Origin of the sequence: Streptomyces sp. NRRL B-24484 (assembly GCF_000717715.1) — a bacterium.
Lineage (GTDB): Bacteria > Actinomycetota > Actinomycetes > Streptomycetales > Streptomycetaceae > Kitasatospora.
The window spans coordinates 73,401-99,846 of record NZ_JOAI01000025.1; the positions used below are offsets into that span (position 1 = coordinate 73,401).

The window sequence follows — 26,446 nt, forward strand, 5'->3', positions numbered from 1 at the left end:
CTACTGTCGAAATCAGCCGAGGAACCTGGGGGCTTCACGTGAGCAAGGGGCCGAACGCCAGACTCGCCGACCTGTTCGCCCTGACCGGATGGTCCAAGGGCGAGCTCGCCAGGCTGGTCAACCGGCGCGGTGCGGCGATGGGTCAGCAGCAGCTGTCCACCGACACCTCGCGGGTGCGGCGCTGGATCGAGCAGGGGGAGATCCCCCGCGATCCGGTGCCGCGGGTGCTCGCCGCCGTGTTCACGGAGCGGCTCGGCCGTGTCGTCACCACAGAGGACCTCGGTCTGGAGCGACACCGGCCCACCAGGGCGGGCACCCCCACGGAGACGGCGGCGGTCGTGCCCTGGCAGCCGGATCGGACAGCGGCGGTCCTCACCGAGTTCACGGGAATGGACCTCATGCTGAACCGACGCGGTCTGGTCGGCGCGGGCGCGGCGCTCGCCGCCGGCACCGTCATCGCCGACAACCTGCACGACTGGCTCACCGGCGACGGCGTCGCCCACGCGGCCGAACGGCCCGGCCCGCGCCACGTGCTGACCCAGGGCGGCCCGCAACCCGTCGTGGACGTGTACGACGCCGGCCCGGTCGGCAACGACGAAGTCACCGCCCTGGAACGGTCCGTGGAGGTCTTCCGGGCCTGGGACGCCTCCCGCGGCGGCGGCCTCCAGCGCAAGGCCGTGGTCGGCCAGCTCAACGAGGTCGGCGGCATCCTGACGCACCGCCACACCCCGGCCGTGGAGCGCCGGTTGTGGACGGTCGCGGCCAACCTGGCCGTCCTGGCCGGGTGGATGTCCCACGACGTCGGCCTGGAGCCCACCGCGCAGAAGTACTTCGTGATCGCCGCGCAGGCCGCCAAGGAGGCCGACGACCGGCCCCGGGCCGGCGAGGCGATCTCCCGCGCCGCCCGCCAGATGCTCCACCTCGGCCGCGCCGACGACGCCCTGGAGCTCATGCAGCTCGCCCAGGCCAGCGCCGGCGACCGCGCCCAGCCGCGGACGCGCGCCATGCTGCACACCGTCGAGGCCTGGGCGCAGGCCTCGCTCGGCCGCTCCGAGGCGACCAGGCGGGTGCTGGGCGAGGCCGAGGACCTCTTCGTGCAGGACACCGACGAGGCGCCGCCGAGCTGGATGCAGCTCTTCAACGAGGCCGAGCTGCACGGCATGCAGGCGCTGGTCTACCGCACCCTGGCCGAGCACGACCCCGGCGCGGTGCGGCTCGCCGAGCAGCACGCCCGCCGCGCGATCGACCTGCGGCCGGCCGGCCGGGAGCGCTCGGCGCTGCTCGACCAGATCACGCTGGCCTCGGTCTACTGGATCTCCGGCGAGCCGGACGAGGCCTGCCTGCAGGCCAAGCTGGCGATGAACGCGATCAACCAGACGTCCTCGCTGCGGACCTGGGACCGGCTGCGCGAGATGTACCGGCTGGCGGGCCGCTACCAAGGCGTACCGGAGGTCGCGGAGCTGCGCGAGGAGATCGACGCGGTGATGCCGCAGCGCCGCCGGCAGGTCTAGCCGCCGGCAGGTCCAGGAGTCGTGTTCGGCGGCCCGCGGTGGTCGCGCCCCCTGGACCGGTCTCCCGGGTGCCCTGACAACGGCGCTCTGACAACGGCCCCCTGACAACGGTGCCGTGCCCTCCGGGGAGTCAGGTGCGGACGGGGCGGATCAGCATGCGCAGCGCGGTGGCCCGGCCGTCCCGGCCGAGCAGGGGCGTGCCGCTGCAGCGCACCGTGGTGGTGCGGCCGTCGGGGCGGCGTATTCGGACGGTCGCCGCCCCGGTCTGCCCGTGCACCAGGATCCGGGTGACCAGGCGGCAGAGCTGCGGCCGGTCCTCGGCGTGCAGGAGGGCGGGGAGCGCGTCCAGGGTGAGCGGGCCCAGCCCGCGGTCGCGGCCGAGCAGGCGGTAGGCGCCGTCCGACCAGTGCACGTCGTCGGTGAGCAGGTCCCACTCGGCGGCGGCGACGTCTCCCGGACGGCTCACGGCTGGTGCGTGGCCGGCGGTCAGGCTCATCGGGGCTCGCTGCGTGTTCGGAGGAGGGTGAGGGTGCGGCCCGCGCGGGGCCGTTCCCCGAGCCTGCCACAGCGTTCCGTCCGATGTGGGGGATTTGCGGACATCGTCCGTGGACTTTCCGGAGGCATATGCCGGAGCGGCTGCGGGGCAGGGCGGGCAGGGGCGGCTTTCCGCCGCCGATCCGTTGCCCTGTGTGCAGATAACGGCCCCAAGCGGTAGCCTTCGGTGATTCCGGCGCCCGGGCGCCTGTCCAGGACCGATCCACCCCCGGCGACGGAAAAGCCGTTGCCTCGACGACCGCCGCAACGGATGCTGACCTCATGTTCGAGCCAGTGATAGCGCCCAGTGCCAGTCTCGTCGGCCTCCTGCAGAGGGGCCGCGGCGACGGACAACTGCATGCCCTGGCCGCCGACCGCACCGAGGCGATCGCCGCCCTCGAGTCCTGCGTCACCCACGACCCCCGTGCCGACTGGCAGGTCGAGAACCGCTCGCTCTACTACGCACGCCTCTACATGGAGCTGGAGGCGCCGCTCGCCGGCATCGAGGCCCACCTGCGCTCCCCCGAGGACGTCCTCGACCAGGACGAGGCCCGTACCGGTCTCGCCCTGTCCGTGCTCGGCCACCTCGCCGCCTACGGCCGCCGCGACGCCCTCGACCTGCTGCGCGGTTACACCGCCACCGGCTGGAACTGGGCCTGGGCGCTCGACGAACTCGCGCTGCGCGACGACGACCGCTCCCTGCTCTCGCTCGCCCCCGCCGTCCTCGGCCGCTTCCCCGCCGGCCCGGAGGGCGACGCGGAGCTGCGCGCCGCCGTCCGCGGCGCGTACGAGCCGCGGCCCTGGCGGCTGTGGGCCGCGCACCACCCGCGGATCGCCGCGGCGAGCGAGCAGTCCCCCTTCGACCTGTGGCAGCGCCAGATGAACCGCGGCGGCGTCACCCCGGGCTGGAGCACCGCCGACGTGCTCGCCTGGGCCGACCAGCAGGAGCCGGCCGACCCCGCCGGACCGGGCCGGGACCCTGTCGCCGCCGCCCGCCGCGCCGCCGCGGCCGCCCGCTGCCTCGCCGCCGTCGTCCGCCCCGAGGACCGTCCGGCCGTGCTGGACGCCGCCCGGAACGGCGCGCCCGGCGCACGCGGCGCCGCCCTGCGCCACCTCGTCGACCGGAACGATCCGGCCGCGGCCGGCCTGATCGAGGCCGCCGCCGCCGACGTCGACGAGCGGATCGTCACCGCCGCCCTGGAGGTGCTCGGCCGGATGCGCGGACCGGAGGCACTGGCGCACGCCCGGCGCTGGGCCGACCCGGCGACCGGCGGCGCCGACAGCGCGCTCGGCGAGGCCGCCGTGCAGCTCCTGGCCGACGCCGGCGAGCCCGCCGACGGTCCGCTCGTGGTGGACGCGCTGCGCCGCTGGATCTCCGTGCGCGGCACCGACGGCGCGGGTCTGGCGACCCTGGTCGACGGCGCGGGGCGGCTGGCCGCCGCCGCTGCCGTCCCCGCCCTGCGCCACGTGTACGGCGAGACGGTCTCCTCCGAGCTCCGCGGCCGGGCCGCCCGGGCGCTGGCCGCGACCGACCCGCACTTCGCCGAGGGCCCCGCGGTCGAATGCCTCTGGGACTGCGAGGAGTCGACCCGTGAACTCGCCGCCCGCCACGTCACCACAACGGGTGATGTGCGGGTGCTGGAGCGGCTGCGCCGGCTCGCCGCCGACCCGGCGGAAGAGGCCGAGGTGCACGCCGCCGTGAGGGTACGGCTCACTTCGCGCGAGCGCCACTAGATCATCGGAATCGGCGATCGGGAACGGGAGGCCCGTCCCGTTGCGGCATCATGGGCAGGACGCCGAGCCGGCCGCAGGCCGGCCGTCCACCCCGGGGAGCACCGCCGCGATGAACCGATCCCGCCTCCTTGCCCGCGCCGCCGTTCCGCTGGCCGCCGCAGCAGGTGTGCTCGCCCTGGCGGCGCCTGCCCTCGCCCACGTCGAGGTCGAGTCCGCGACGGCGCAGGCGCTGGCGACCGACGCGGTGGTCGCCTTCGACGCCGAGGGCGAGTCGTCGAGCGCGGGCATCAAGCAGGTCAAGGTGGTGCTGCCGGCCGGGATCGCGCCGTCCGACGTCGCACTGGTCGAGGCGCCCAAGGGCTGGACCTTCACCCCGTCCGAGGACGGCTACCAGGTGGCCGGCGCCGCGCTCGCCCCCGGCAAGAACGCCGCGTACACGATCAAGGTGCGCCAGCTGCCGAACGAGAAGTCGGTCGCCTTCAAGACCCTGGTCACCTACTCCGACGGCCACGTCGACCGCTGGATCGAGCTGCCGCAGGGCGGCGCCGAGCCCGCGAAGCCCGCACCCGTCCTGAAGCTCGCCGCCGCCTCGCCCGGGGCCAAGCCGCTGCCCGCCTCGCCGTCCGCGACCCCTTCGGCCGCGCCGACCACCGCGTCCGCCGCCCCCTCGGACACGCCCAGTGCCGCACCCTCCTCGGCGAGCCCCGAGGCCACCGCCCCGGCCGCCTCCGACAAGGGCTCCGGCAGCGGCACGGCCACCGTGGTCGTCGTCGCCCTGCTGGCCGCGGCCATCATCGGTGTCGTGGTGTGGCGCCGCCGGGCCGCCCCGCGCGACTGACCGCGCAGGTCCCGCGGACGACCCGTACGACCCGCGCACGACACGGGGCCCGGTCCGGCGAGCGGACCGGGCCCCGTGCGTCTGCCGGGCGGGGCTACCCGCCGGTGCCGGCGTCCGGGGCCAGCACCCCCGTGGTGACCAGTCCGATGATCACCACGCCGAGTGCCACCCGGTACACCACGAACGGCATGAAGCTGTTGTGCGAGATGTACCTCAGGAACCAGGCGATGGCGGCGTAGCCGACCGCGAAGGCGATCGCGGTGGCCAGCAGGGTCGGCCCCCAGGCCGGCGCCGGGCCCTCGCCGATCTTGAACAGCTCCAGCGTGCCGGAGGCCAGCACGGCCGGGATCGCCAGCAGGAACGAGTAGCGGGCCGCCGCCTCCCGGCTGTACCCCATCAGCAGGCCCGCGCTGATCGTGCCGCCCGAGCGGGACACCCCCGGGATCAGGGCCAGCGACTGCGCCAGGCCGTACGCCACCGCGTGGGGGAGCGTCAGATCGCTGATCGGGCGGGCGTTGCGGACCGCCCGCGAGCGGTCCGCGACCGCCAGGATCAGGCCGAACACGATCAGTGTGGTGCCGATGACCCGCAGGTCGCGCAGCGAGGTCTCGATGGTGTCCTGGAAGGCCGCGCCGAAGACGCCGATCGGCAGCGTGCCGACGATGACGAACCAGCCCAGCCGGGCGTTCGGGTCGCTGCGCCGCGCGGGGCTGAACAGCGAGGCCGCCCAGGCGCCGACGATCGCGGCGATGTCCCGGCGGAAGTAGATCAGCACGGCCGACTCGGTGCCCAGCTGGGTCACCGCCGTGAACGCCGCCCCCGGGTCGTCCCAGCCCGCCAGCGCCGAGAACACGCGCAGGTGCGCGCTGGAGGAGACGGGCAGGAACTCGGTGAGCCCCTGGACGAGGCCGAGCACGGCCGCGTGGAACCAGTCGATCACCGGGCACCCGCCTGGGGCGTCCGTCGGTGGGTGTGCATGGGGGCTGTCCTGTTCGTTCGTGGTGTGCGCGGTCCGCCGATGGCGCGACGCGGTCGGGTGCGGCTGCCGGGTCCTGCCGTTCCGCGGCGCCGCCTGCTGCGGCGCCCGGCCCCCTCCGGCGCAGCTGGAGAATAGGCATTCAAGATGACCGGCAGCTTTCCGCAGGGTCAAGATCCGGTGCCGCCCCGCAACCCCGCCTGCGCCCGCCCGTCCGCCCGCCCGCCCACCGGCGTGACGGCATGTCAGACTCGGTGCGGCCGGCGGGCTGCGGCATGCTGGCCCCGGGTCACCACACGGACGGGAGCGGACGGCATGGGCGGACGGCTGGCTGGCAGGGCGGCGGTGGTCACGGGCGCGGCCCGCGGGATCGGACGCGCCACCGCGGAACTCTTCGCCGACGAGGGCGCGCGGCTGGTACTGACCGACATCGACGGTCCCGCGGTCGAGGCGCTCTGCACCGAACTCTCCGCCGACGGCGCCGAAGCGGTGCCGGTGGCCGGCGACGTCTCGGTGCCGGCGGACGCCCGGGCGATGATCGAGGCGGCGGTGAGCTCCTACGGCCGGATCGACGTGCTCGTCGCCAACGCCGGGGTGATCCCGCTGCACACCGTCGCCGAGGCCACGCCCGAGGACTGGGACGCCGTCATGGCCGTGGACGGCCGCGGCATGTTCCTCACCTGCAAGTACGCGATCGAGCGGATGGCCGCCGCGGGCGGCGGCTCGATCGTCTGCCTCTCCTCGATCTCCGGCCTCGCCGGCCAGGCCGGCCAGGCCGTGTACGGCCCGGCGAAGTTCGTCGCCACCGGGCTGACCAAGCACCTCGCCGTGGAGTGCGCCCCGCAGGGCGTCCGGGTCAACGCGGTGGCCCCGGGCACCATCCGCACCGACCGGGTCCGGCAGCTCCCGGACGAGCCCGGCGGGCCGGAGTACCTGGAGGCGATCGTCCAGCAGCACCCGATGGGCCGCCTCGGCGAGCCCGAGGAGGTCGCCCGGGCGATCCTCTTCCTCGCCTCCGACGAGGCCTCCTTCGTCACCGGCGCGGTGCTGCCGGTGGACGGCGGCTACCTCGCCCGGTGACCCTCCCGCCGTCCGCGCGGATCAGCCGCGGCGGGGCGCGAAGCGCACCGGCGTACCCGGCCGGGCCTGCGCCGCCGCGGCCAGGTCGGCCCGCGGCACGACACCGATCACGGGGTACCCGCCGGTGGTGGGGTGGTCCGCGAGGAAGACCACCGGGAGACCGTCCGGCGGCACCTGCACCGCGCCCAGCAGCATGCCCTCGCTGGGGAGTTCGCCGCCGCGCAGACGGGCCACCGGCGGCCCCTCGGTGCGCAGCGCGATGCGGTTGGAGGCCCCCGCCACCCGGTACCCGGCGCCCGGCGGCGGTCCGGCGAACCAGTCGGCGTGCGGCCCCGGCAGCAGGCCCAGCACCAGTTCCCGCGGCGGGCCGGGCAGCGGCACCAGCTCTGCGGCCGGCCCCGGGTGGAACGCCCCCACCGGCAGCCGGTCGCCCTCGGCCAGCGGCGCCGGGCCGAGCCCCGAGAGCAGGTCGGCCGACCGGCTGCCCAGCACCGGCGGCACCGCGATGCCGCCGGCCACCGCCAGGTAGCTGCGTACCCCCGCGGTCGCCGCGCCCACCTCCAGCAGCGCGCCGGCGGGCACCCTGACCGCCGCACCCCAGGCGGCCGGCCGCCCGTCCACCCGGACGGGCGCGGGCGCGCCGGTCACCGCCACCAGCACCGGCTCCGACGGCCGCAGGGCCGTCCCGCCGAGGGTGGTCTCCAGCCCGGCCGCGTCCACCGGATTGCCCAGCAGCCGGTTCGCGGCCCGCAGCGCCGGCTCGTCCAGGGCGCCCGCCCGGGGCACGCCGAGGTGGGCGACGCCCCGCCGCCCGAGGTCCTGCACGGTCGTCAGCGGGCCCGGCCGCACCACCAGCAGCTCAGCCACCGGCCACCGCCTCGAAGCGGACCCGGGTCCCCGGTGCCAGCAGCGCGGCCGGCTCGCGCGCGGTGTCCCACAGCCGCAGCGCGGTGCGCCCGATCAGCTGCCAGCCGCCGGGGGAGGACCGCGGGTAGACGCCGGTGTACGGGCCGGCGAGGGCCACCGACCCGGCCGGGACGGCGCTGCGCGGGGTCGCCCGGCGCGGCACGCGGTACCGCTCGGACAGCCCGGTGAGGTAGCCGAAGCCGGGGGCGAAGCCGCAGAACGCCACCCGGTACTCGGCGCCGGTGTGGATCCGCACCGCGGCCTCCGGGGAGACGTCCCAGAGGGCGGCGACCTCGGCCAGGTCCGCGCCGTCGTACACCGTCGGCACGGTCACCGACGGCCCGTCGGCGGGCGGCCGGTCGGGCAGTTCCCAGCCGGCCAGTGTCCGGGCGAGCGCGGCGCGGTCGGCGACCCCGTCCAGCAGCACGGTGCGGGCGGCCGGCACGATCTCGGCGATGTCGGGCAACTCCTCGCGACGGGCCAGCAGTTCGGCGTACAGGGCGGCGACCTGTGCGGCGCCGCCCGCGGTGACCAGCAGGGCGTCCTCGCCGACCGGGCGCACCACCGGCCGGGCCGGTGGTGCGTGCTCCTCGGATCGCTGACCGGCCATCAGGTGAACGCCTCCACCCGCACCCCGGCCGAGGCGAGCGCCCCGCGCACCCGCCAGGCCAGCTGCGCGGCGCCCGGGGTGTCCCCGTGGACGCAGAGCGAACGGGCGCTGACGGACACCGTCCCGCCGTCGGCGGCCACCACCGAGCCGTCCCGGGCCAGCCCCACGGCGCGGGTGATCACCGCCTCCGGGTCGTGCACCACGGCGCCCGCCTCCCGCCGGGGCACCAGCGTCCCCGCCGTCGTGTAGGCCCGGTCGGCGAAGGCCTCGGCGACCACCGGCAGGCCCACCCCCTCGGCCACGGCCAGCAGTTTGGAGCCCGGCAGGCCCAGCACCGGCAGAGGGCCGTCACAGACCGCACCCGCCCGCAGCACCCCGGACACCACCGCCTCGGCCTGCTCGTCGTCGGCCACCACCCGGTTGTACAGCGCCCCGTGCGGCTTCACGTACGACACCCGGGAGCCGGCCGCCCGCGCGAAGACCTGCAAGGCGCCGATCTGGTAGGCGATTTCGTCGGCGAGCTCGTCCGGCGGCACGTCCATCGCCCGCCGGCCGAAACCGGCGAGGTCCCGGTACGAGACCTGGGCGCCGATCCGGACGCCGCGCTCCGCGGCCAGCGCGCAGACCCGGCGCATCGTCGACGGGTCCCCGGCGTGGAAGCCGCACGCCACGTTGGCGCTCGTCACCACGGACAGCAGGGCCTCGTCGTCGGTCAGGGTCCAGCGCCCGAACCCCTCGCCGAGGTCCGCATTGAGATCGATCACCGCGTCCGCCACGCGTCCGTCCGCCTTCCAGCAGCTCCTGGTGGTGATCGTAGGGCCTGATCGTTTGCCCCGGTGACGGGCCCGTCACCCGGGTGCAGGGATTTGCCGAACGGTCGTCACCCGTTCGCGTCCGGCGGTGCTCCACAGCGCCGGACGGGCCCGCGGCGCCGGGGAGTTGGGGCGCACGACGCCGGCCGCCGGCGCCGCGCGGTCACAGCAGGACGATCGCGAGGACGAACAGGGGCACGACGGCGACGACCCACGCCGCGGTGCCCGTGGCGCAGGCCCGCACGGTCCACAGCCCCACCCCGAGGGGGCCGAGCCCGCCGCCCTCGCGGATCCACCGCCGGGACAGCACCGCGTTCGCCACGGGGCCGAGCCAGACCGACAGCCACCACATCAGGACACCGACCGGCGACTGCGCGAACGCTCCCACCCAGGGCACCGCCGACCAGGCGATGTACAGCGCGACCTGGACCGCCAGGCCGGCGGCCAGCACGCCGAGTGCCCGGGGCGGCGGACCGCCCGGCTGCACCGTCACCGGGCCGGCCCCAGGGCCCGGGCCGCCTCGGCCGCCACCGCGGCGGACCGCAGGACGAAGTGCAGCCGGCCGACGCCCAGCGCCCGCAGGGCCGGGCCGTGGTCCAGCGCGACGAACCCGGCCGCGGCGGTGGCGAGCAGCCGCCAGAAGGCGATGGCGGGGGAGTGCAGCGGGGTGGGCAGCAGGCCGATCGACTCCCGCAGCCGCAGGCAGTGGAACGGGATGTGCCGCAGCTCGTCCGCGGCGATCCGGCCGGCCACCTCGGCGACCAGCCCGTCCGCGGCCCCGTCCCGGACGGCCCGGTAGTACGGCACGGCGACCACCTCGGCCACCAGCAGCACCATGAGCTCCAGCCGCAGGCCGAGCATCCGCCGGAAGCGGACGAAGAGGGCGTCGCTCCAGTGCGAGCCGAGCAGCGGGGTCCCGGCGGCCGCCAGGAGTGCGGCCAGCAGCCGGGCGTGGTTCTGCTCCTCGGCGACGAACAGCCGGACGGCGGCGGCGTAGTCGGGGTCGCCCGCGGCCTCGGCCTTGGCGATCAGCCGGGTCCCGTCGCCGTCCTCGCCGACCTGGAACTTCTGCAGGCTGCGCAGCAGGGCCGCGGAGGCCCGGGCGCCCCGGGACCAGTCCGGGTCGCCCAGCCCGGCGCGCCAGGCCGCCTCGGCGGTGAAGTGCGCCACCCAGCAGGCGAAGTCCAGGCGGTCGAGACCGGTCGGGGAGCCGGCGCCGGTGCCGGTGCCGGTGGGGGCGGCGGTCATCGGACGGCCGCCGGGGCGGTGAAGCCGTTGGGCGCGGTGACGGCCCGGGACCACTCCAGGCGGCGGATCTCCCGCAGCACGATCAGCAGCGGAACGGCACCCACCACTCCGAACGACATGTCGACGAATCGCCAGTACAGCGGGATGCCGCGCAGCGGGCCGCAGATCAGCGCCAGGGGCAGGATCCCGGCGCAGGCCAGCAGCGCCCACCGGATCACCCAGACGTTGCGCACCGGGTCGCGCAGCGGCCCCCAGAACGCGGCCGCGATCACCAGGTGCGCGAAGGCGAGCCAGTCGGTGCCGTAGGCGAGGAAGGGGTAGCGCGCGTTGGTGTCGGCGATGCCGTCGCGGACTAGGCCCGCCCGCTCGGCGAGGGCCGGCCAGTGCCCGCCGAGGCCGCTGCCGTCGACCGCGGAGGCCAGCCAGCGGGCCTCGGACTCCAGCGGGAAGGCGGTCAGGCCGCTCAGGACGAGGCAGACGATGAAGATCCACAGCCAGGTGCGGATACGCCGCAGCGCGGCGTCCCGGTCCACCGCCGGGTCGGTGTCCTTGGTCATGGCCCGACTCTAGACCCGGGAATTGAACACGTTCAAGTAGGAAACTGAACATGTTCAACATGGCGGCGGGCGGCGCCCGGGGCCGTCGGAACCGGGGCAAGCAGGCTCGTTTCGGATGTTGTCGGTGCGAACCTCTAACCTTGTCCACCGTGACCGCCATCGCAGACCAGTCCGCCGAGTACGAGCTCCGGCCGCCCGCCGCAGCCGCCCGGCCCGCACCCGGCCCGGCCGCCGACGAGGGCCTCGCCCGCCGGCTCAAGGCGCTGGCCTGCACCGCACCGCTGCACGACCTCGACGCACGCAAGGTCAACCTGGCCGGCGAGTACAGCTCGTACACCATGGCCGAGGTCGGCCTCGCGGTGATCGACCTCGTCACGCTCAACATGGACTTCGACACCGGCGCCGACCGCGACATAGTGCTCGGCCGCCTCCACCCCCGGATCGCCGCGCAGAACCCGACCCGCAGCACCGCCGAGCACGAGCGGGTCGGCCGCTGGGTGCTGGAGTCGCTGATCAACGTCGGCAGCGTCGACCGCGGCTTCCGCGCGGTCTACGGCACCTTCGCCCCGGACGGCGCCTACGTCCGCCGCGACTACGACTTCAAGCTCGTCGAAGAGGTGCCCGGGCCCGACGGCGGCGTCTACCTGCGCACCACCGACGAGGCCGTCAACGTCCTCGTCGGCGCCCTCGACACCGACGTCACCTCCGCCCAGATCGCCGCCGAGGTCAAACTGGAGGTGCTGATCCGCCGCGGCCGCCTCGCCGACGCCCAGCTCGCCGCCGAACAGGCCCGCTACCGCACCGTCCAGTACGCCGAGACGCTGCGCCGCGCCCTGGAGGCCACCCGCCGCAACGTCCGCGCCGTCGACTGGATGGAGACCGTCCCCGACCTCATCGACGAGGCCCTGGACCACATCGCCGACCGGTACCGGCACGAGAACGCGATCCTCACCAACATCCGCAAGGCCCGCGACGAGAGCATCGACCCCGAGCACAAGCGGCGCGCCGCCGAACTCGTCGACATCGTCAAGGACTGCATCCGCCGGCACACCCAGCTGCAGACCCGCCTGCTGGAGGCCGGCCCGCTCTTCCGCGCCGAACAGGACCGCCAGGCCTTCGCCGCCCCCAGCGCCCGCAGCGGCATCGACCTGTACGGCCACCTGCTCGCCCCGCTGCTGGAGCTGCCCGTCGAGCAGGCCGTCCGGCCCACCGACGCCTTCTTCGCGCGCGGCGCCGGACTGCGGACACCCGTCTCCGTCCGGGTCGCCGACCTCGTCGACCTGCTGCTCACCCCGCCCGTCGAACGCGAGCACCTCGGCGCGGAGCTGCCGGAGCCGGACCTGGTCGCCACCCCGGACGACAGCCGCTTCAGCGAGGCCCAGCTCGAAGCCGCGCTCGACCTGCTCGACCTGCCCGCGGACGCACCCCGCCGGCTCTCCGGACTGCTCGCCGACGCCCGCCGCCAGGACCCGGACCTGCCGTACCTGGTCGCCCTGCTCGCCGTCCACGCCGCCAGCCCGCCGGTCGGCACCGCCTACCGCCAGGGCGAGGAGCGCCTGCTCTTCGCCGTCGACGACGGCACCCACCTCGACGACCCCGAATTCGGCGGCGCCGACCTCATCGTCGGCAGCGCCCTCCTCGACGCCGCCGGCATGGCCGCCGACCGCAAGGAGGCCGGCTGATGCCACGGCTGACACGAGCGGGACACCCCCGGGGGCGTGTGGGGGCACCTCCCGGCCGCCAGGCCGGGGGAGAACCGCGCAACTCGGCCGTGGCCGACCGTACGGGCACGGCCCGCCTCCAGGGGCGTGTGGGGGCGCCTCCCGGCCGCCAGGCCGGGGGAGAACCGCGCGAAGCGGAAGGCCCCCATCCCGCACCCGCCCCACCATCGGCTGCCCCTGCCCCCGGACTGCGCCACTCCCGGGTTGCGCAGTTTCCCGCGCCCCTGGCGCCTGCCCCTCGACAGCTCGTGTCCCGTTCCCGCAAGGAGTCCCGTCCGTGACGATCAACCACGATGCGGCGTGGGCCCCCGAGGCCGAGCCGGTGGCGGCGCCCGTCACCCCCGCCGACGTCGCCGATGCCGCCCGGCTGGTCTCGTTCGGGCTGCAGGCCAAGCTGCTCCCCGCGCGGGACGCCGAGTACGCCGAGCTGGTCCGCCGCTTCCGCGAGGACCCTCCGTTCGCGCGGCTCGCCGACGCCGTCGCCACCGGCATGGGCCTGGTGGTCCTGGAGGTGTCGCCGCGTGCCGGCATGGCCGTGGCCGCCGCCGAGGACTCGGTCTTCGCGGTGCGGATGGGCGACTACTCCCGCCGGGCGGCCTCCGAGTCCGCCGACCGCTTCCTGCACGGCCTCGCGCACCTCGCGGTGGCGGCGCTGGCCTTCCCCCGTCCCGAGGACCTCGCCGACGACGGCTACCTGGGCCGGGTCACGGTCAACGGCGTGGACGCCTTCGTCCGGCAGGCGTGCCGCCGGCTGGAGGAGCGGGCCGAGGCGCAGGGCGAGGTCACCGACCCGGCCAGCGACGCCCCCGGCCTGGAGGCGGCCTGGCGGGTGTGGGCCCGCCGCTCGTCCACCGGTGCGACGAAGGACGCCCGCCGCCTGGCGGGTTCCACCACCGGCATCGTCTCCAAGGCGGTGCTGTTCCTGGTCGACTCCGGGTTCCTGCAGAAGACCTCGGACGACGCCGGCGGCACCTTCCGCACCACGGCGCGTTATCAGTTGCAGGTCCGCGACCTGGCCGGTTCGGCCGCGATGGCGGAGCTCACCGACCTCGGCGTCGTCCCGGTGACGGACGGCACGGCGACGCTCATGCCCGCCGACGACTCCGACGAACTCGTCGCCGACGCCGGCCTGCCGTTCCACTCCCTCTGACCCGCCGCCCGAGCCCACCCCGACACCCCACCGACGACACCCCGTCCCCGACACTCCGCGCCGGTCCCCGCCGACCGGCACCCACTCTGGAGAACCGCAGCACCATGTACGAGCTCAACCGGGTCCGCCTGTACTCGATCGGACCGGCCGGTGCCCGGTACGCCGACACGGTCCTCGACCTGCGCGGGGTCGGCGAGCCGGTGGCGGAGCCCGTTCCGCAGCAGATCGGCCTGTTCGGCGCCGAGCCGGACGGGCCGCGCCGCCGCCCGGCCCCGGCCGGCGTGCTCTTCCTGGAGAACGGCGGCGGCAAGTCCGTCCTGCTGAAGCTGATCTTCTCGGTGATGCTGCCCGGCCACCGCAACACCCTGGGCGGCGCCAGCTCCGGCGTGCTGCGCAAGTTCCTGCTCGCGGACGACTGCGGCCACGTCGCCCTGGAGTGGCAGCACACGGTGACCGGCGAGCTGATCGTCGTCGGCAAGGTCAGCGAGTGGCGCGGCCGCCAGGTCTCCTCCGACCCGCGGAAGTTCGCCGAGCTCTGGTACTCCTTCCGGCCCGGCCCCGGGCTGACCCTGGACTCCCTGCCGGTCGCCGAGCGGGTGAGCCTGGCCGGTGACCAGAAGGCCCGCGGCCGCCGCCGCACCATGAAGGGCTTCCGGGACGCCATGACGGAGGCCGGCAAGGCCTACCCGTACCTCGACCTCACCTTCGAGGAGATCCACGACCGCTGGAACGAGCACCTCGGCGACCTCGGCCTCGACCCCGAACTCTTCCGCTACCAGCGGGAGATGAACGCCGACGAGGGCGAGGCGGCCGGCCTGTTCGCGGTGAAGCACGACGCCGACTTCACCGACCTGCTGCTGCGCGCCGTCACGGACACCCGGGACACCGACGGCCTCGCCGACCTCGTCCACGGCTTCGCCGCCAAGCTCGGCCGCCGCGCCGAACTCACCGCCGAACGCGACTTCACCGCCGGCTCGCTGGACCTGCTGCAGCGGATCGTCGACGCCACGGCCGCCCGGGAGACCGTCCGCGAGACGCACCGCTCCGCCGAGCGCCGCACCCGCCGCCTGGCCGGCGCGCTCGGCGCCCGGGCCGGCGCCGAACGGGACCGCGCCCAGGACCTCGCCGTGGAGGTCGCCGCCGCCGCGAGCGCCGTCACCGCCGCCGAGTCCGACCGCACCCGGCACTCCCTGATCACCGCCGAACTCACCCACCGGCACGCCACCCTGGCCCTGGCCGCCGCCACCGGCGAGGCCGCCGCCCTGCGCCGCGAGCTGACCGAGGCCCGCACCCTGCACTCCGCCTGGCAGGCCGCCGAGGCCGTGCTGCGGCACCGCGCCGCCGCCGACCGGGCGGCCCGGGTGTCCGCCGCGATCCGCGAGGCCGAGCTGGATGCCGCCCCGGCCCTCGCCGCCCGCGCCCAGGCCGCCGGCGCCCTCGCCCGCGCCCTGGAGACCGCCGCGCTCGCCGCCGAGGCCCGCGCCGACCAGGAGGAGCTGCGCGCCGGCGAACTCCAGGAGGACGGCTCCACCGCCCAGTCCGAGGCGACCGCCGCCGCCACCGCCGCGCAGAAGGCCCGCAGCGAGGCCGAGCACCTGCGCCAGCGCCTCGCCGAGGTCGAGCAGGAGACCGCCGCCGCCGTGGAGGCCGGCTGGATCGACGCCTCCGAAACCGCGTCCAATCCTCTGGGTGACCCGGCCCGCGCCGCCCTGCACGCCTCCGACGCCGAGAAGGCCGCGACCGCCGCACTGGAGCAGGTCCGGGGCGCCGCCGAGCAGGCCGCCGCCCGGCTCCGCGAGTCCGCCGCCGCCGAGGCCCGCGCCGAACTCGCCGCCGCCCGCGCCACGGACGCCCGCGCCGCCGCCGAACGCGCCCTCGCCGCCGAGCGGCGCACCGCCGCGCTGCTCGCCGCCGAGCCCCGGCTCGCCGAACTGCTCGCCCTGACGCCCTACCAGGAGGGCGCCGCGGAGGACGAGGGCTTCCTCACCCCCGCCGTCCTGGACCGCAGCGCGGAGGACCTGCGCGAGCAGCTCGACCGGGCCGTCGCCACCGCCGAGCGCACGCTGTTCGACCTGCGCACCGCGGCCGCCGACGACTCCCGGATCCTCGCCGCGCTCGGCGACGGCGGCCTGCTGCCGCCCGGCCCCGACGTGCTCGCCACCGTCGAGTACCTCGGCGAGCACGGCATCCCGGCGCTGCCCGGCTGGCGCTACCTCGCGCAGTCCGTCGACCCGGCCGACCACGACGCGATACTCGCCGCCCGGCCCGAGCTGGTCGACGGCGTGGTGGTCACCGACCCGTCCTCGCTCGACCGCGCCCGCGAGGCGCTGCAGGCGGCCGCCCTGCTGCCGCGCTCCACCGTCGCCGTCGGCACCTCCGCCGCGCTGATCGCCCCGATCCAGGACGAGCCGCCGTTCTTCCTGGTCCCGCCGAACCCGGCCATGCACGACGAGCGGGCCGCCGACGACGAGCGCCGCGAGCTGCGCGGCCGCGCCACCGCCCGCGAGGAGCACATCCGCGAACTCGCCGCCCGGCTCGGCCACGACCGGGCGCTCGCCGCCCGGCTGGCCTCCTGGCACGCCCAGTGCCCGCCCGGCACCCTCGGCGAGCTCGCCGACGCCGTGAGCGCTGCCGGCGAGCAGGCCGAGACCGCCGCCGCGGTGCTCGCCGCCGCCCGTGCCGAGCACGCCGAGGCGGAGAGCGACCACGCCGCCGCGGCCGGCGCGCACGAGGAACGCCGCGAGGCCGCCCAGCAGGCCCGCCGCCGCGCCGACGCCCTGGCCGGCCTGGCCTTCCGGCTCCGCGAGCGCGCCACCTGGACGCGCCGGCAGCGCGAACTCGCCGAGGACGCCGCCGAGTGCGACCGCCGCCAGGCCGTCTGCGCCGAACGCGCCCGCACCTGCGACGAGGACCGCCGCGCCGCCCAGCGGGCCGCCGACGACGCCCGCCGCACCGCCCGCACCCTGCGCGCCGAGCGAGTCGAACTCTCCGCCCTCGCCGAGGACGCCCCCGAGCCGACCGGTACCCCCGCCTCGCTGCCCGCCCTCCGCGAGGCCTACCGCGCGGCCTCCCAGGTGTACGAGAAGGTCGGCGTCGGCGCCGACCTGCGCGCCGAGCAGGCCCGCGCCGAGGGCGACGAGGCCGCCGCCGCGGCCGAGCTCGACCGGCTCACCAACAAGGTCCGCACCCGCGCCGAGGAGCTCCTCGCCAGCCCGGACGGCGCCGACGGCCCCGCCCGGCAGGCCGCCGCCGCCCGCGCGGAGGAACTGGTCGCCACCATCGAGGCCCGCTCCGCCACCGCCAGCGAACAGCTCGGCCGGCTCCGCGGCGACGCCGAGCGCTCCGCCCCGGCCGACGGCGAGGCCCACACCGAACTCCCCGAGGACCTCGTCCCCGCCGACCCGGAGCACGCCCAGACGCTGCTGCGCACCGCCACCACCCGGCTCGCCGAGCGCCGCGAGCGGCTGGAGACGGCCCGCACCGAACACGCCGACCTGCTGCGCACCTTCGAGGCCGCGCAGACCGCCGCGGCGAACTTCGACGAGGCCGCGGCGCAGCTCCGCGACGGCCTGCGCGACACCCCGGACGAGGCCGAGCCGCAGACCGAGCCGTACCTCGGCAACCTCGCCGAGGCCCGCACCGCCGCGACCGACAGCCGCCGCACCCTGCGGACGGCGGCCGCCGAGCTGAGCGGCGCCGAACTCTCCGTCCGCGACGCCTCCGACGCGCTGATCCGGCACGCCAACGCGGCCCGTTACGAGGCCGTCCGCACCCCGGCGCGCCAGCAGATCCGCGAACTGCCCACCGCCGCACTGCCCGAGCACGCCGCGGCCTGGGCCGCGGCCTTCGCTCCCCGGCTGCGCGTGCTGACGGACGAGCTCGCCCAGCTGGACCGCAACCGCGGCTCGATCGTCGACCGGCTGCGCGGCATGGTCGAGTCCTCGCTCACCACGCTGCGCGCCGCCCAGCGGCTCTCCCGCCTCCCGGAGGGCCTGGGGGAGTGGTCCGGCCAGGAGTTCCTCCGGATCCGCTTCGAGGACCCGGACCACGCCGTCCTGGTCGAGCGCCTCGGCGAGGTCATCGACGAGGCCACCCGCGCGGCCGTGAAGAAGAACTCCGACCTGCGCCGCGACGGCATGTCGCTGCTGCTGCGCGGAGTCGCCGCGGCGATCGGCCCGAAGGGCGTCAGCGTCGAGATCCTCAAGCCGGACGCGGTGCTGCGCGCCGAACGCGTCGGCGTCGGCCAGATGTCGGACGTCTTCTCCGGCGGCCAGCTGCTCACCGCCGCCATCGCGCTCTACTGCACGATGGCCGCGCTGCGCGCCAACGACCGCGGCCAGTCGCAGCTGCGGCACGCCGGCACGCTGTTCCTCGACAACCCGATCGGCCGGGCCAACGCCACCTACCTGCTGGAGCTGCAGCGGGCCGTCGCCGACGCGCTCGGCGTCCAGCTGATCTACACCACCGGCCTGTTCGACACCACCGCGCTCGCCGAGTTCCCGCTGGTCATCCGGCTGCGCAACGACGCCGACCTGCGGGCCGGCCTGAAGTACATCTCGGTCGAGGAGCACCTGCGCCCCGGCCTGCCCGCCCCGCAGGACCCGGACGGCCCGACCGTCCACGGCGAGATCACCGCGACCCGGATGTTCAAGCGCCCCGCCGAGGTCCCGGCCGGCTGACCCCGGTCTCCGGTCGGCCCCTTCTGGGCGCGACCACGGCCGCCGGCCCGACCCCGCGTCGGGCCGGCGACGGTGCTGCGGGCCCGTGCCGGCCGGGTGCGGGCGCGGGTTTCCGTCCGGCGGGATCAGGGGAGGTCCGTCAGGTGGCACCGCACCGGCCGGCGCAGACGGAGGCGTCGCCCGTCCCGGATCACGGGCGCCGGGACCCGCTGTGCCGTCCCGCCCGGTCCGCGCCGTCCGCGGGCGCCCGTCCCGGCGGCCGCCGCACCGCCCCGACCTGCCCGCCCGCGGGCCCGACGTCCTCGCACCCACGCCCGGAGGCGCCGCATGCCGGTGATCGCCCACCTCAGCGACATCCACCTCGGCCAGGACCGGCCCGGTCCCGACGGGCCGGACGGCGGTGCCCGCGCCGAGGCCCGGGCCGCCCGGGTGATGGCCCACCTGGAGGCGCTGCCCGGCCCGATCGACGCCGTGCTGGTCACCGGCGACATCGCCGACCACGGCAGCGCCGAGGAGTACCGCACGGCCGCCCGGGTGCTCGCCTCCGACCGGTGGCCGGTGCTGACCTGCCCGGGCAACCACGACGACCGCGCGACCTACCGGACGGCGCTGCTCGGCGAGGAGCCGTCCGCGGCGCCGGTGAACCGGCTGCACGAACTGCCCGGCCTCACCGTGCTGATGTGCGACTCCAGCGTCCCCGGCCGGAACGAGGGCCGGTTCGACGAGGAGACCCTCGGCTGGCTGGACACCACCCTCAGCCACGCCCGCCGGGACGTCCCCGCCGTGGTCGCCTTCCACCACCCGCCGGTGGAGCTGCACGTGCCGGTCGTCGACCCGATCCGGCTCCTCGACGAGGAGCGCCTCGCCGCGGTGCTGCGCTGCCACCCGCAGGTCGCCGCCGTCCTCTGCGGCCACGCGCACACCCCGGCGGCCACTCGCTTCGCCGGCCTGCCGCTGGCGGTCGCGCCCGGCGTGGTCTCCACCGCCCTGCTGCCCTTCGAGAGCGGCGAGGAGCTGGCATTCGACCACCCGCCGATGGTTTCCTTCCACATCCTGGACGCGCAGCGCAGGCTGACCACGCACCACCGCATCGTTCTCTCCTGACACCGGGCCGCCCCCACCGGCCACCGCACCCGCCCGACCAGGAGCCCCCATGCCCCGCACCCTGCACGCCGAGCCGGTCGTCCGCGACCGCGCCCACCTCAACGAGAGCCCGCTCTGGGACGACCGCCACCAGGTCCTGCGCTGGGTCGACATCCTGGCCGGACGGGTGCACGGCTGGGACCCGGCGACCGGCCGGCGGACCCTCTTCGAGGCCGGCCTGCCGGTCGGCGCGGTGGCGCTGCGCGAGTCCGGCGGGCTCGTCCTGGCCGTCGCCGACGGCTTCGCGCTGTTCGACGGCGAGCGGACGACCCGGATCGCCGACCTCGACTCCGAGGGCGGCGAACTGCGCATGAACGACGCCGTCTGCGACCCCGAGGGCCGCCTGCTCGCCGGCACCATGGCCTACTCGCACGAGCCGGGCCGCGGCACCCTGCACCGGCTGGACCCTGACCACACTGTGCACACCGCACTGTCCGGGGTCACCATCTCCAACGGCCTCGACTGGACGGCGGACGGCGCCACCGCCTACTACGCGGACAGCCCGACCGGCGAGGTCCGCGCCTACCGCTACCGGGAGGGGAGGCTGCTCGACCCCCGCCCCTTCGTGACCACCGAGGGCGGCGTCCCGGACGGCCTCGCGGTCGACGCCGAGGGCGGGGTGTGGGTCGCCGTGGCCTTCTCCGGCACGGTCCGCCGCTACCTGCCGGACGGCACCCTCGACACGGTCGTCGCCGTCCCTGCCACCGTGACCACCAGCTGCGCCTTCGGCGGCCCCGACCTGGACACGCTGTACATCACCACCGCCACCGAGAACCTCACCCCCGCCCAGCTTGCCGAGCAGCCGCTGGCCGGCGGGATCTTCGCCTGCACCCCGGGGGTCCGCGGCCGGGCCGCGCACCGCTTCCGCGGCTGACGGCGCGGCTGCCGCGCCGGCCGCCGGTGGCCGGTGCGGCCGGGCCGATACACCGTCCGATGGGCGAGGTGTCGTACTCGGTCGGAAACTTGAAGAAGTCTTCCCAGTCTTGGATGCTGGACCCCCCGGGCCTGACCCGGGCGGTGGGCCGGCGCCGCTGCCGGCATCGGAGGTCAGCCGTGACGGACCTGTTCCGCGAGGAGCTCGGGGCGCAGCTGGTCCGGGCCCGGGGCGACCTCGCCGCCGCCCTGGAGGCGGGCGACGACGACGGCGTGCAGGCCTACCGGGGGCGGATCGCGAGCCTGCTGCGGATCGCGGCGCGCCACGGCGTCGAGCTGCCCCACACGCCGGACGAAGAGGAAGACGAGGACGACTGAGCATGCCGGTCCCGCTCTACCAGGCCAAGGCGGAGTTCTTCCGGACCCTCGGCCACCCGGCCCGCATCCGTGTCCTCGAACTCCTCCAGGAGGGTCCGCGTCCCGTCCGCGAGCTGCTCGCCGAGATGGACATCGAGCCCTCGAACCTCTCCCAGCAACTGGCCGTGCTGCGCCGCACCAACCTGGTCAAGGCGACCCGCGAGGGCAACACCGTGGTCTACGAGCTGAGCACCCCGGACGTCGCCGACCTGCTGCGCGCGGCGCGGCGGATCCTCACCGAGATGATCGCCGACCAGGGCGTGCTGCTGGCCGAACTGCGCGGCGGCGGGCGCGTCCCGACCGCCTGAGGCCCGGTCCGCGCGGGCGGGACGTCAGACCGGCTGCCGGTGGGACGCCCGGTGGCCGGCCACCACGCTGTCGAGCAGGCCGGGGAAGCGCGCGGCCAGGTCCTCGCCGCGCAGCGAGTTCATCCTGGACGTGCCGCGCCGCACCTGCCGGATCACCCCGGCCTCCCGCAGCACCCGGAAGTGGTGCGTGAGCGTGGACTTGGCGACCGGCACGTCGAAGGCGAGGCAGTTGACCTGGTCGGTGCAGCCCGCCAGCGAGGAGACGATCCGCAGGCGGACGGGGTCGGCGAGCGCGTGCAGCACGGCCTCCAGGCGGATCTCGCCGACGGCGGGTTCCGGGAGGGGCACGCAGGCGTCGTGGCGGGTTTCGGTCACCCCCTCATGGTACGAGGATCATCGTAGTTTGACAGTTCTCGTAGTACGAGAGTTATCGTACTGAGCAGCATCAGCCCGCAGGCCCGTCGGGGCCACCGCCGAAGGAGCTGCCGTGAGCGCCCTGTTCGAGCCGATCACCCTCCGCTCGCTGACCGTGCCCAACCGGGTGTGGCTCGCCCCGATGTGCATGTACTCCGCGGCGCCCGACGGCCCCGAGCAGGGCGTCGCCACCGACTTCCACCTCGCCCACCTCGGGGCGCGCGCCGCGGGCGGCGCCGGCCTGGTGATGACCGAGGCCACCGCCGTCCGCGCCGACGGCCGGATCTCGCCCTACGACCTCGGCCTGTGGAACGACCGGCAGCAGGAGGCGCTGGCCCGGGTCGCCGCACTGATCACCGCCCACGGCGCGGTGCCCGCGATCCAGCTCGCCCACGCCGGCCGCAAGGCCTCCACCGGCCGCCCGAACGACGGCTCCAGGCCGCTGGCCGCCGCGGACGGCGGCTGGCAGCCGGTCGGCGCCTCGCCGGTCGCCTTCGGTGCCGGCTACCCGGTGCCGGACGAGCTGACCGTCGAGCAGATCGCCGAACTCGTCCGGGACTTCGCCGCCGCGGCGGTCCGCGCCCGCGAGGCCGGCTTCCGGGTCGCCGAGGTGCACGGCGCCCACGGCTACCTGATCCACTCCTTCCTCTCGCCGCACTCCAACCACCGCACCGACGGCTACGGCGGCTCCTTCGCCGGCCGCGCCCGGTTCGCGCTGGAGGTGGCGGCCGCCGTCCGCGCGGTCTGGCCCGAGGAGCTGCCGGTGTTCTTCCGGGTCTCCGCCACCGACTGGCTGGACGGCGAGCCGGGCTGGACGCCCGAGGAGACGGTGCTGCTCGCCAAGGAGCTGCAGGCCGTCGGCATCGACCTGGTCGACGTCTCCAGCGGCGGCAACGTCCAGAACGCCGCCATCGCGCCGGGCCCCGGCTACCAGGTGCCGTTCGCCGAGCAGGTCCGCAGCGAGGCGGGCGTCCCGGTCAGCGCGGTCGGCCTGATCGTCGAGCCCGCACAGGCCGAGGAGGTCGTCGTCGCCGGTCGCGCCGACGCCGTGATGCTCGGCCGCGAGCTGCTGCGCGACCCGTACTGGCCGCTGCACGCCGCCCGCGAGCTGGGCGCCGAGCGCACCTGGCCCCGCCAGTACGGCTACGCGGTCGGCCCGCGCGGCTGACCGGCCGTCAGCGCCAGACCCGGCTGCTCTCCAGCGGCGCCCGGCGACCCGCCGGGCGCCGCCGCGGTTCCCGGCTGCCCGCGAGCGGCGAGGCGGAGTTCGGGCCGCGCAGGCGCTGCGCCGCGATCTGGCGCGAGATCAGGATCTCCAACAGGCTCCACGCCGTCCCGAACACCCCGAGGGCCATCAGCAGCAGTGCGGGCGCCAGCAGTCCGCTGCCCGCGTACGAGGCCAGCGTCGCGACGATCAGCGCCACCAGCGTCAGCGCGAGGCTGAAGAGGGCGCGGACGGCGGCGGCGCGCACCTCGTGGGGCGGACGGCGGTCAACGGCGGACATCGGCGGGCCTCCCCGGCGCGGCGGACGTGACGAGCGCGGCGGGCGTGCTCCGGCGCACCCCGACCGGTATCCACCACCCTGCCCCGCCTCCGGCCCGCCATGCCCGGAAATCCCCGATTCACCCCGGAATCCGGCACTCCGCCCGTGGCGGACCGTCAGTCCAGTGTTGCGTTGAGCTCGTCGAGCGCCCCCGCGACGATCGTGCGCATGGACCGTTCCGCGAGCTCCGCGTCGCCGGCGCAGATCGCCTCGGCCACCTCCCGGTGCAACTGCACGGCGTAGGGCCGGGGCTGGTGCGGCATCAGGTGGTGCTCGGTGCGGCCGGTCAGCACCGCGCCGACGGTGTCCTTCAGGTGGGCGAACATCTCGTTGCCGGAGGCGCGCAGCACGATCGCGTGGAAGGCGATGTCGTGCGCGAGGAAGGTCTCCAGGTCCGCGGCGCGCGCGGTGACGGTCAGCTCCACCGCCAGGGCGCTCAGCTCGCGCCGGTCGTCGTCGCTGGCGTGCACGGCGGCCAGGGCGGCCGCGGCCGGCTCCACCGCGACCCGCAGCGAGCCGAGCGAGCGCAGCTGGGCCGCCCGGTCGGCGCCGGCCAGCCGCCAGCGGATCACCAGCGGGTCGAAGACGTCCCACTCGGACTTCGGGCGGACGGTGATCCCGACCCGCCGCTTCGGGGCGACCATGCGCATCGACTCCAGGATGCGGACGGCCTCGCGGACGACGGTGCGGGAGACCCGGAAGCGCTCCTCCAGCTCCTCGCCGCGCAGCACGGCCCCCTCGGGGATCTCGCCGCCGGCGATGGCGGGGCCGAGGTCGGCGAGCAGTCGGCCGGGCAGGCCCTGGATCTCCATCGGGTCAGACTATCGGGAAGTAAAAGTATGACGATTGCGTTGCGGCCGCTTGAATAAGTCATACCTTTGCGCGAAGGTGAGCGCGGAACAGGCAGAAGAGGAGCACCACCCCATGGCTCTCAGCGTCGAGACCCGGCCGCCCGTCGTCGTCGTGATGGGCGTGTCGGGCGTCGGCAAGACCACCGTCGCCCGGCTGCTCGCCGAGCGGCTCGGCCTGCCCGGTGCCGAGGCCGACGACTTCCACCCGGCGGAGAACATCGCCAAGATGAGCGCCGGCGTCCCGCTCGACGACCGGGACCGCGAGCCGTGGCTGCACGCCCTCGGCCGCTGGCTCGGCGACCGGGCCACCGCCGGCACCGGCGGGGTCGTCACCTGCTCGGCCCTGAAACGGCAGTACCGCGACACCCTGCGCGCGCACTGCCCGGACGCCTTCTTCCTGCACCTCAGCGGCGGTCACGAACTGGTCCAGGACCGGATCGCCCACCGCGTCGGCCACTTCATGCCGACCTCCCTCCTCGACTCCCAGTACGCCCTGCTCGAACCCCTCCAGCCGGACGAGCACGGTGCCGTACTGGACGTCGGCGCCACCCCCGCAACCCTCGTCGAGTCGGCCGCAGCCCTGCTGGGCCATGTCAACGGAGACCTCGCGTGACCCCCACCTCCCTGCTCGCGGCCGCCGCACCGGCCCTGCCGCACACCGACAGCAACGGCAGACTGCTGCTCGCGGTCCTGCTCAGCATCGGCACCATCGTGCTGCTGATCACCAAGCTGAAGCTGCACCCCTTCCTCGCCCTCACCCTCGGCTCCGGCCTGCTCGCCGCCGTCGCCGCCGTCCCCTTCGACAAGCTGCTCACCAGCTTCTCCACCGGCTTCGGCAGCACCGTCGCCGGCGTCGGCCTGCTCATCGGCCTCGGCGCGATGCTGGGCAAGCTGCTCGCCGACTCGGGCGGCGCCAACACCGTCGCGGACACCGTGCTGGCCCGGACGGGCAAGCGCGGACTGCCCTGGGCGATGGCGCTGATCGCGGCCGTGCTCGGCCTGCCGCTCTTCTTCGAGGTCGGCGTCGTCCTGCTGGTCCCGATCGTGCTGCTGGTGGCCCGCCGCGGGAACGTCCCGCTGATGCGGATCGGCATCCCCGCGCTCGCCGGACTCTCCGTCCTGCACGGCCTGGTGCCCCCGCACCCCGGCCCGCTGGTCGCGGTCGACGCGCTCAAGGCCGACCTCGGCGTCACCCTCGCCTTCGGCCTGCTGATCGCCGTCCCCACGCTGATCGTCGCCGGTCCGCTGTTCGCCCGGATCGCCGAGCGCTGGGTGGGCCCGCTCGACGTGCCCGCCGCCCCCGGCACCGACTCAGCCCCCGGCACCGACTCCGCGTCCGGTACCGACTCCGGCGGGCCCGCCGCCGACGGCACCCCGCACGGGACCACCGCGGGCGGCACCGGCACGGCCACCGCCACCCGCACGGCCCTGCCCGCGGCCGTCCGCCCCGAGCACGCCCCGCGGTTCGGCGCGGTGCTCGGCACCATCCTGCTGCCCGTCGTGCTGATGCTCGGCAAGGCGCTGGTGGACGTCGTCGTCGACGACCCGAAGGCCGGCGTCCAGCGGTTCTTCGACTTCATCGGCTCGCCGCTGATCGCGCTGCTCGCCGCGGTGCTGCTCGGCATGGTCACCCTCGGCCGGGCCGCCGGCTTCACCAAGGGCCAGGTCTCCGACAGCGTCGCCAAGTCGCTCGGCCCGATCGCCGGCATCGTGTTCATCGTCGGCGCGGGCGGCGGCTTCAAGCAGACCCTGATCGACGTCGGCGTCGGCCGGGCCGTCAGCGAGTGGGCCACCGACTGGCACGTCTCCGCGCTGCTGCTCGGCTGGCTGATCGCCGTCCTGATCCGGCTGGCCACCGGCTCCGCCACGGTGGCCACCATCACCGCGGCCGGCATCGTCGCCCCGCTGGCCGCCGGCATGTCGAGCAGCCACTCCGCCCTGCTGGTCCTCGCGATCGGCGCCGGCTCGCTCTTCTTCTCGCACGTCAACGACGCGGGCTTCTGGCTGGTCAAGGAGTACTTCGGGATGAGCGTCGGCCAGACCGTGAAGTCCTGGTCGGTGATGGAGACGGTGATCTCGGTGGTCGCGATCGCCCTGATCCTGCCGCTCGGCCTGATCGTCTAGGACCCGTCCGCGGACGCGCCGGGGCCCACGCACACCACCGTCGATCCGGTGGGTGCGCCGGCCCCGGCGCGTCGGTCAGCGGCGCCCGCCGTCCGCTGCCGCCCGCTGTGCGAGCAGCTCGCCGAGCGGCGCGTCCGGCACCTTGCGCCACCGCTTCGGCCGCCGGCCGGCCGCCCGCTCCGCCACCTCGGCAGCCCGGTCACCGGCCGGCCGGCCGTTCAGCGTCGCCAGCACCGTCCGGTGCAGCCGGCGGTTGGCGCTGTTCACCGCCCGCTTGCGGCGCCGGATGCTCGTGCGCGAGCCCTTGTCGTTCTCGCCGTAGGCGTTCCGACGGTCCTTCAGGTAGCTCAGCCGCTTCTTCTCCCGCGGCGTCCTGCGCACCATGCACATCGCCCCCTTCCCCGCACCGACGCTAG

General features: G+C 75.8%; 26 protein-coding genes. 14 read left to right on the forward strand and 12 right to left on the reverse strand.

The genetic code is table 11. The annotated features are described in order from the left end of the window. Window positions 1-38: 38 nt before the first annotated feature. The gene (locus tag IE98_RS0122895) at window positions 39-1,511 is read left to right on the forward strand and encodes a hypothetical protein (protein WP_030271782.1); all 1,473 of its coding nucleotides are present in this window, start codon (window positions 39-41) and stop codon (window positions 1,509-1,511) included. Between the two features lie 130 nt (window positions 1,512-1,641). On the opposite strand, the gene IE98_RS0122900 is transcribed toward IE98_RS0122895, so the two are convergent. Next, window positions 1,642-1,977 (reverse strand): PAS domain-containing protein, encoded by a 336-nt coding sequence (locus tag IE98_RS0122900; RefSeq protein WP_159401027.1) that lies wholly within the window; start codon window positions 1,975-1,977, stop codon window positions 1,642-1,644. A 350-nt stretch (window positions 1,978-2,327) separates the two neighbouring features. Here IE98_RS0122900 and IE98_RS0122905 point away from each other — a divergent pair, with 350 nt between their 5' ends. Both IE98_RS0122905 and IE98_RS0122910 read left to right on the forward strand, forming a co-directional pair. Continuing rightward, the gene (locus tag IE98_RS0122905; protein WP_030271786.1) at window positions 2,328-3,779 is read left to right on the forward strand and encodes a hypothetical protein; all 1,452 of its coding nucleotides are present in this window, start codon (window positions 2,328-2,330) and stop codon (window positions 3,777-3,779) included. A gap of 109 nt (window positions 3,780-3,888) precedes the next feature. Next, window positions 3,889-4,617, forward strand: a complete 729-nt coding sequence (locus IE98_RS0122910) for a DUF1775 domain-containing protein (protein ID WP_030271788.1) — start codon at window positions 3,889-3,891, stop codon at window positions 4,615-4,617. A 94-nt stretch (window positions 4,618-4,711) separates the two neighbouring features. Here IE98_RS0122910 and IE98_RS0122915 read toward each other — a convergent pair whose 3' ends face one another. After that, on the reverse strand, window positions 4,712-5,554 hold the full coding sequence (locus IE98_RS0122915; protein ID WP_030271790.1) for an undecaprenyl-diphosphate phosphatase: 843 nt from the start codon (window positions 5,552-5,554) through the stop codon (window positions 4,712-4,714). Window positions 5,555-5,908: 354 nt separating this feature from the next. On the opposite strand from IE98_RS0122915, the gene IE98_RS0122920 reads away from it, so the two are divergent. Continuing rightward, complete coding sequence (locus IE98_RS0122920; RefSeq protein WP_030271793.1) at window positions 5,909-6,673, forward strand: SDR family NAD(P)-dependent oxidoreductase; 765 nt, start codon at window positions 5,909-5,911, stop codon at window positions 6,671-6,673. A gap of 21 nt (window positions 6,674-6,694) precedes the next feature. On the opposite strand, the gene IE98_RS0122925 is transcribed toward IE98_RS0122920, so the two are convergent. The 6 genes from IE98_RS0122925 to IE98_RS0122950 form a co-directional block, all read right to left on the reverse strand. Beyond that, window positions 6,695-7,540, reverse strand: a complete 846-nt coding sequence (locus tag IE98_RS0122925) for a biotin-dependent carboxyltransferase family protein (RefSeq protein ID WP_030271795.1) — start codon at window positions 7,538-7,540, stop codon at window positions 6,695-6,697. Then, window positions 7,533-8,189, reverse strand: a complete 657-nt coding sequence (gene pxpB, locus IE98_RS0122930; RefSeq protein ID WP_052390841.1) for a 5-oxoprolinase subunit PxpB — start codon at window positions 8,187-8,189, stop codon at window positions 7,533-7,535. The genes IE98_RS0122925 and pxpB overlap by 8 nt, the downstream gene beginning before the upstream one ends. Then, window positions 8,189-8,953, reverse strand: coding sequence for a LamB/YcsF family protein (locus IE98_RS0122935; protein ID WP_030271798.1), 765 nt, complete (start codon window positions 8,951-8,953; stop codon window positions 8,189-8,191). Before IE98_RS0122935 ends, pxpB begins: the two co-directional genes overlap by 1 nt. Window positions 8,954-9,164: 211 nt before the next feature. Further along, window positions 9,165-9,494 carry a hypothetical protein gene (locus tag IE98_RS0122940; protein WP_030271800.1) on the reverse strand — a complete coding sequence of 110 codons (330 nt, stop codon included), beginning with the start codon at window positions 9,492-9,494 and terminating at the stop codon, window positions 9,165-9,167. After that, window positions 9,491-10,249, reverse strand: coding sequence for a ferritin-like domain-containing protein (locus tag IE98_RS0122945; RefSeq protein WP_159401028.1), 759 nt, complete (start codon window positions 10,247-10,249; stop codon window positions 9,491-9,493). Before IE98_RS0122945 ends, IE98_RS0122940 begins: the two co-directional genes overlap by 4 nt. After that, window positions 10,246-10,806, reverse strand: coding sequence for a hypothetical protein (locus tag IE98_RS0122950; RefSeq protein WP_030271803.1), 561 nt, complete (start codon window positions 10,804-10,806; stop codon window positions 10,246-10,248). Before IE98_RS0122950 ends, IE98_RS0122945 begins: the two co-directional genes overlap by 4 nt. Before the next feature lie 149 nt (window positions 10,807-10,955). Here IE98_RS0122950 and IE98_RS0122955 point away from each other — a divergent pair, with 149 nt between their 5' ends. From IE98_RS0122955 to IE98_RS0122985, 7 genes are all read left to right on the forward strand, one after another. Then, window positions 10,956-12,488: a hypothetical protein gene (locus IE98_RS0122955; RefSeq protein WP_030271805.1), complete on the forward strand. Its 1,533-nt coding sequence runs from the start codon at window positions 10,956-10,958 to the stop codon at window positions 12,486-12,488. Between the two features lie 316 nt (window positions 12,489-12,804). Then, window positions 12,805-13,677, forward strand: coding sequence for a membrane protein (locus tag IE98_RS0122960; protein ID WP_030271807.1), 873 nt, complete (start codon window positions 12,805-12,807; stop codon window positions 13,675-13,677). Window positions 13,678-13,781: 104 nt separating this feature from the next. Continuing rightward, a complete protein-coding gene (locus IE98_RS0122965) occupies window positions 13,782-18,356 on the forward strand; it encodes a hypothetical protein (protein ID WP_030271809.1) in 4,575 nt (1,524 codons plus the stop codon). A 327-nt stretch (window positions 18,357-18,683) separates the two neighbouring features. After that, window positions 18,684-19,460 carry a metallophosphoesterase gene (locus IE98_RS0122970; protein WP_030271811.1) on the forward strand — a complete coding sequence of 259 codons (777 nt, stop codon included), beginning with the start codon at window positions 18,684-18,686 and terminating at the stop codon, window positions 19,458-19,460. Window positions 19,461-19,509: 49 nt separating this feature from the next. After that, window positions 19,510-20,373, forward strand: a complete 864-nt coding sequence (locus IE98_RS0122975; protein ID WP_030271813.1) for an SMP-30/gluconolactonase/LRE family protein — start codon at window positions 19,510-19,512, stop codon at window positions 20,371-20,373. A gap of 179 nt (window positions 20,374-20,552) precedes the next feature. Then, complete coding sequence (locus IE98_RS0122980; protein WP_030271815.1) at window positions 20,553-20,750, forward strand: hypothetical protein; 198 nt, start codon at window positions 20,553-20,555, stop codon at window positions 20,748-20,750. 2 nt (window positions 20,751-20,752) lie between these two features. Next, a complete protein-coding gene (locus IE98_RS0122985) occupies window positions 20,753-21,097 on the forward strand; it encodes an ArsR/SmtB family transcription factor (protein ID WP_030271817.1) in 345 nt (114 codons plus the stop codon). Window positions 21,098-21,121: 24 nt separating this feature from the next. On the opposite strand, the gene IE98_RS0122990 is transcribed toward IE98_RS0122985, so the two are convergent. Continuing rightward, window positions 21,122-21,472, reverse strand: a complete 351-nt coding sequence (locus tag IE98_RS0122990; RefSeq protein WP_052390843.1) for an ArsR/SmtB family transcription factor — start codon at window positions 21,470-21,472, stop codon at window positions 21,122-21,124. A gap of 112 nt (window positions 21,473-21,584) precedes the next feature. Here IE98_RS0122990 and IE98_RS0122995 point away from each other — a divergent pair, with 112 nt between their 5' ends. Next, window positions 21,585-22,679 (forward strand): NADH:flavin oxidoreductase/NADH oxidase, encoded by a 1,095-nt coding sequence (locus IE98_RS0122995; protein WP_030271821.1) that lies wholly within the window; start codon window positions 21,585-21,587, stop codon window positions 22,677-22,679. Window positions 22,680-22,686: 7 nt separating this feature from the next. On the opposite strand, the gene IE98_RS0123000 is transcribed toward IE98_RS0122995, so the two are convergent. Together IE98_RS0123000 and IE98_RS0123005 are read right to left on the reverse strand one after the other, a co-directional pair. After that, window positions 22,687-23,016: a hypothetical protein gene (locus tag IE98_RS0123000; protein ID WP_030271823.1), complete on the reverse strand. Its 330-nt coding sequence runs from the start codon at window positions 23,014-23,016 to the stop codon at window positions 22,687-22,689. 155 nt (window positions 23,017-23,171) lie between these two features. Continuing rightward, window positions 23,172-23,867 (reverse strand): FadR/GntR family transcriptional regulator, encoded by a 696-nt coding sequence (locus IE98_RS0123005; protein ID WP_030271824.1) that lies wholly within the window; start codon window positions 23,865-23,867, stop codon window positions 23,172-23,174. A gap of 112 nt (window positions 23,868-23,979) precedes the next feature. On the opposite strand from IE98_RS0123005, the gene IE98_RS0123010 reads away from it, so the two are divergent. Beyond that, window positions 23,980-24,519, forward strand: coding sequence for a gluconokinase (locus IE98_RS0123010; protein ID WP_030271827.1), 540 nt, complete (start codon window positions 23,980-23,982; stop codon window positions 24,517-24,519). Further along, complete coding sequence (locus IE98_RS42905; protein ID WP_052390844.1) at window positions 24,516-26,030, forward strand: GntP family permease; 1,515 nt, start codon at window positions 24,516-24,518, stop codon at window positions 26,028-26,030. The genes IE98_RS0123010 and IE98_RS42905 overlap by 4 nt, the downstream gene beginning before the upstream one ends. A gap of 75 nt (window positions 26,031-26,105) precedes the next feature. Here IE98_RS42905 and IE98_RS0123025 read toward each other — a convergent pair whose 3' ends face one another. Then, window positions 26,106-26,414 carry a hypothetical protein gene (locus IE98_RS0123025; protein WP_159401029.1) on the reverse strand — a complete coding sequence of 103 codons (309 nt, stop codon included), beginning with the start codon at window positions 26,412-26,414 and terminating at the stop codon, window positions 26,106-26,108. Window positions 26,415-26,446 lie beyond the last annotated feature (32 nt).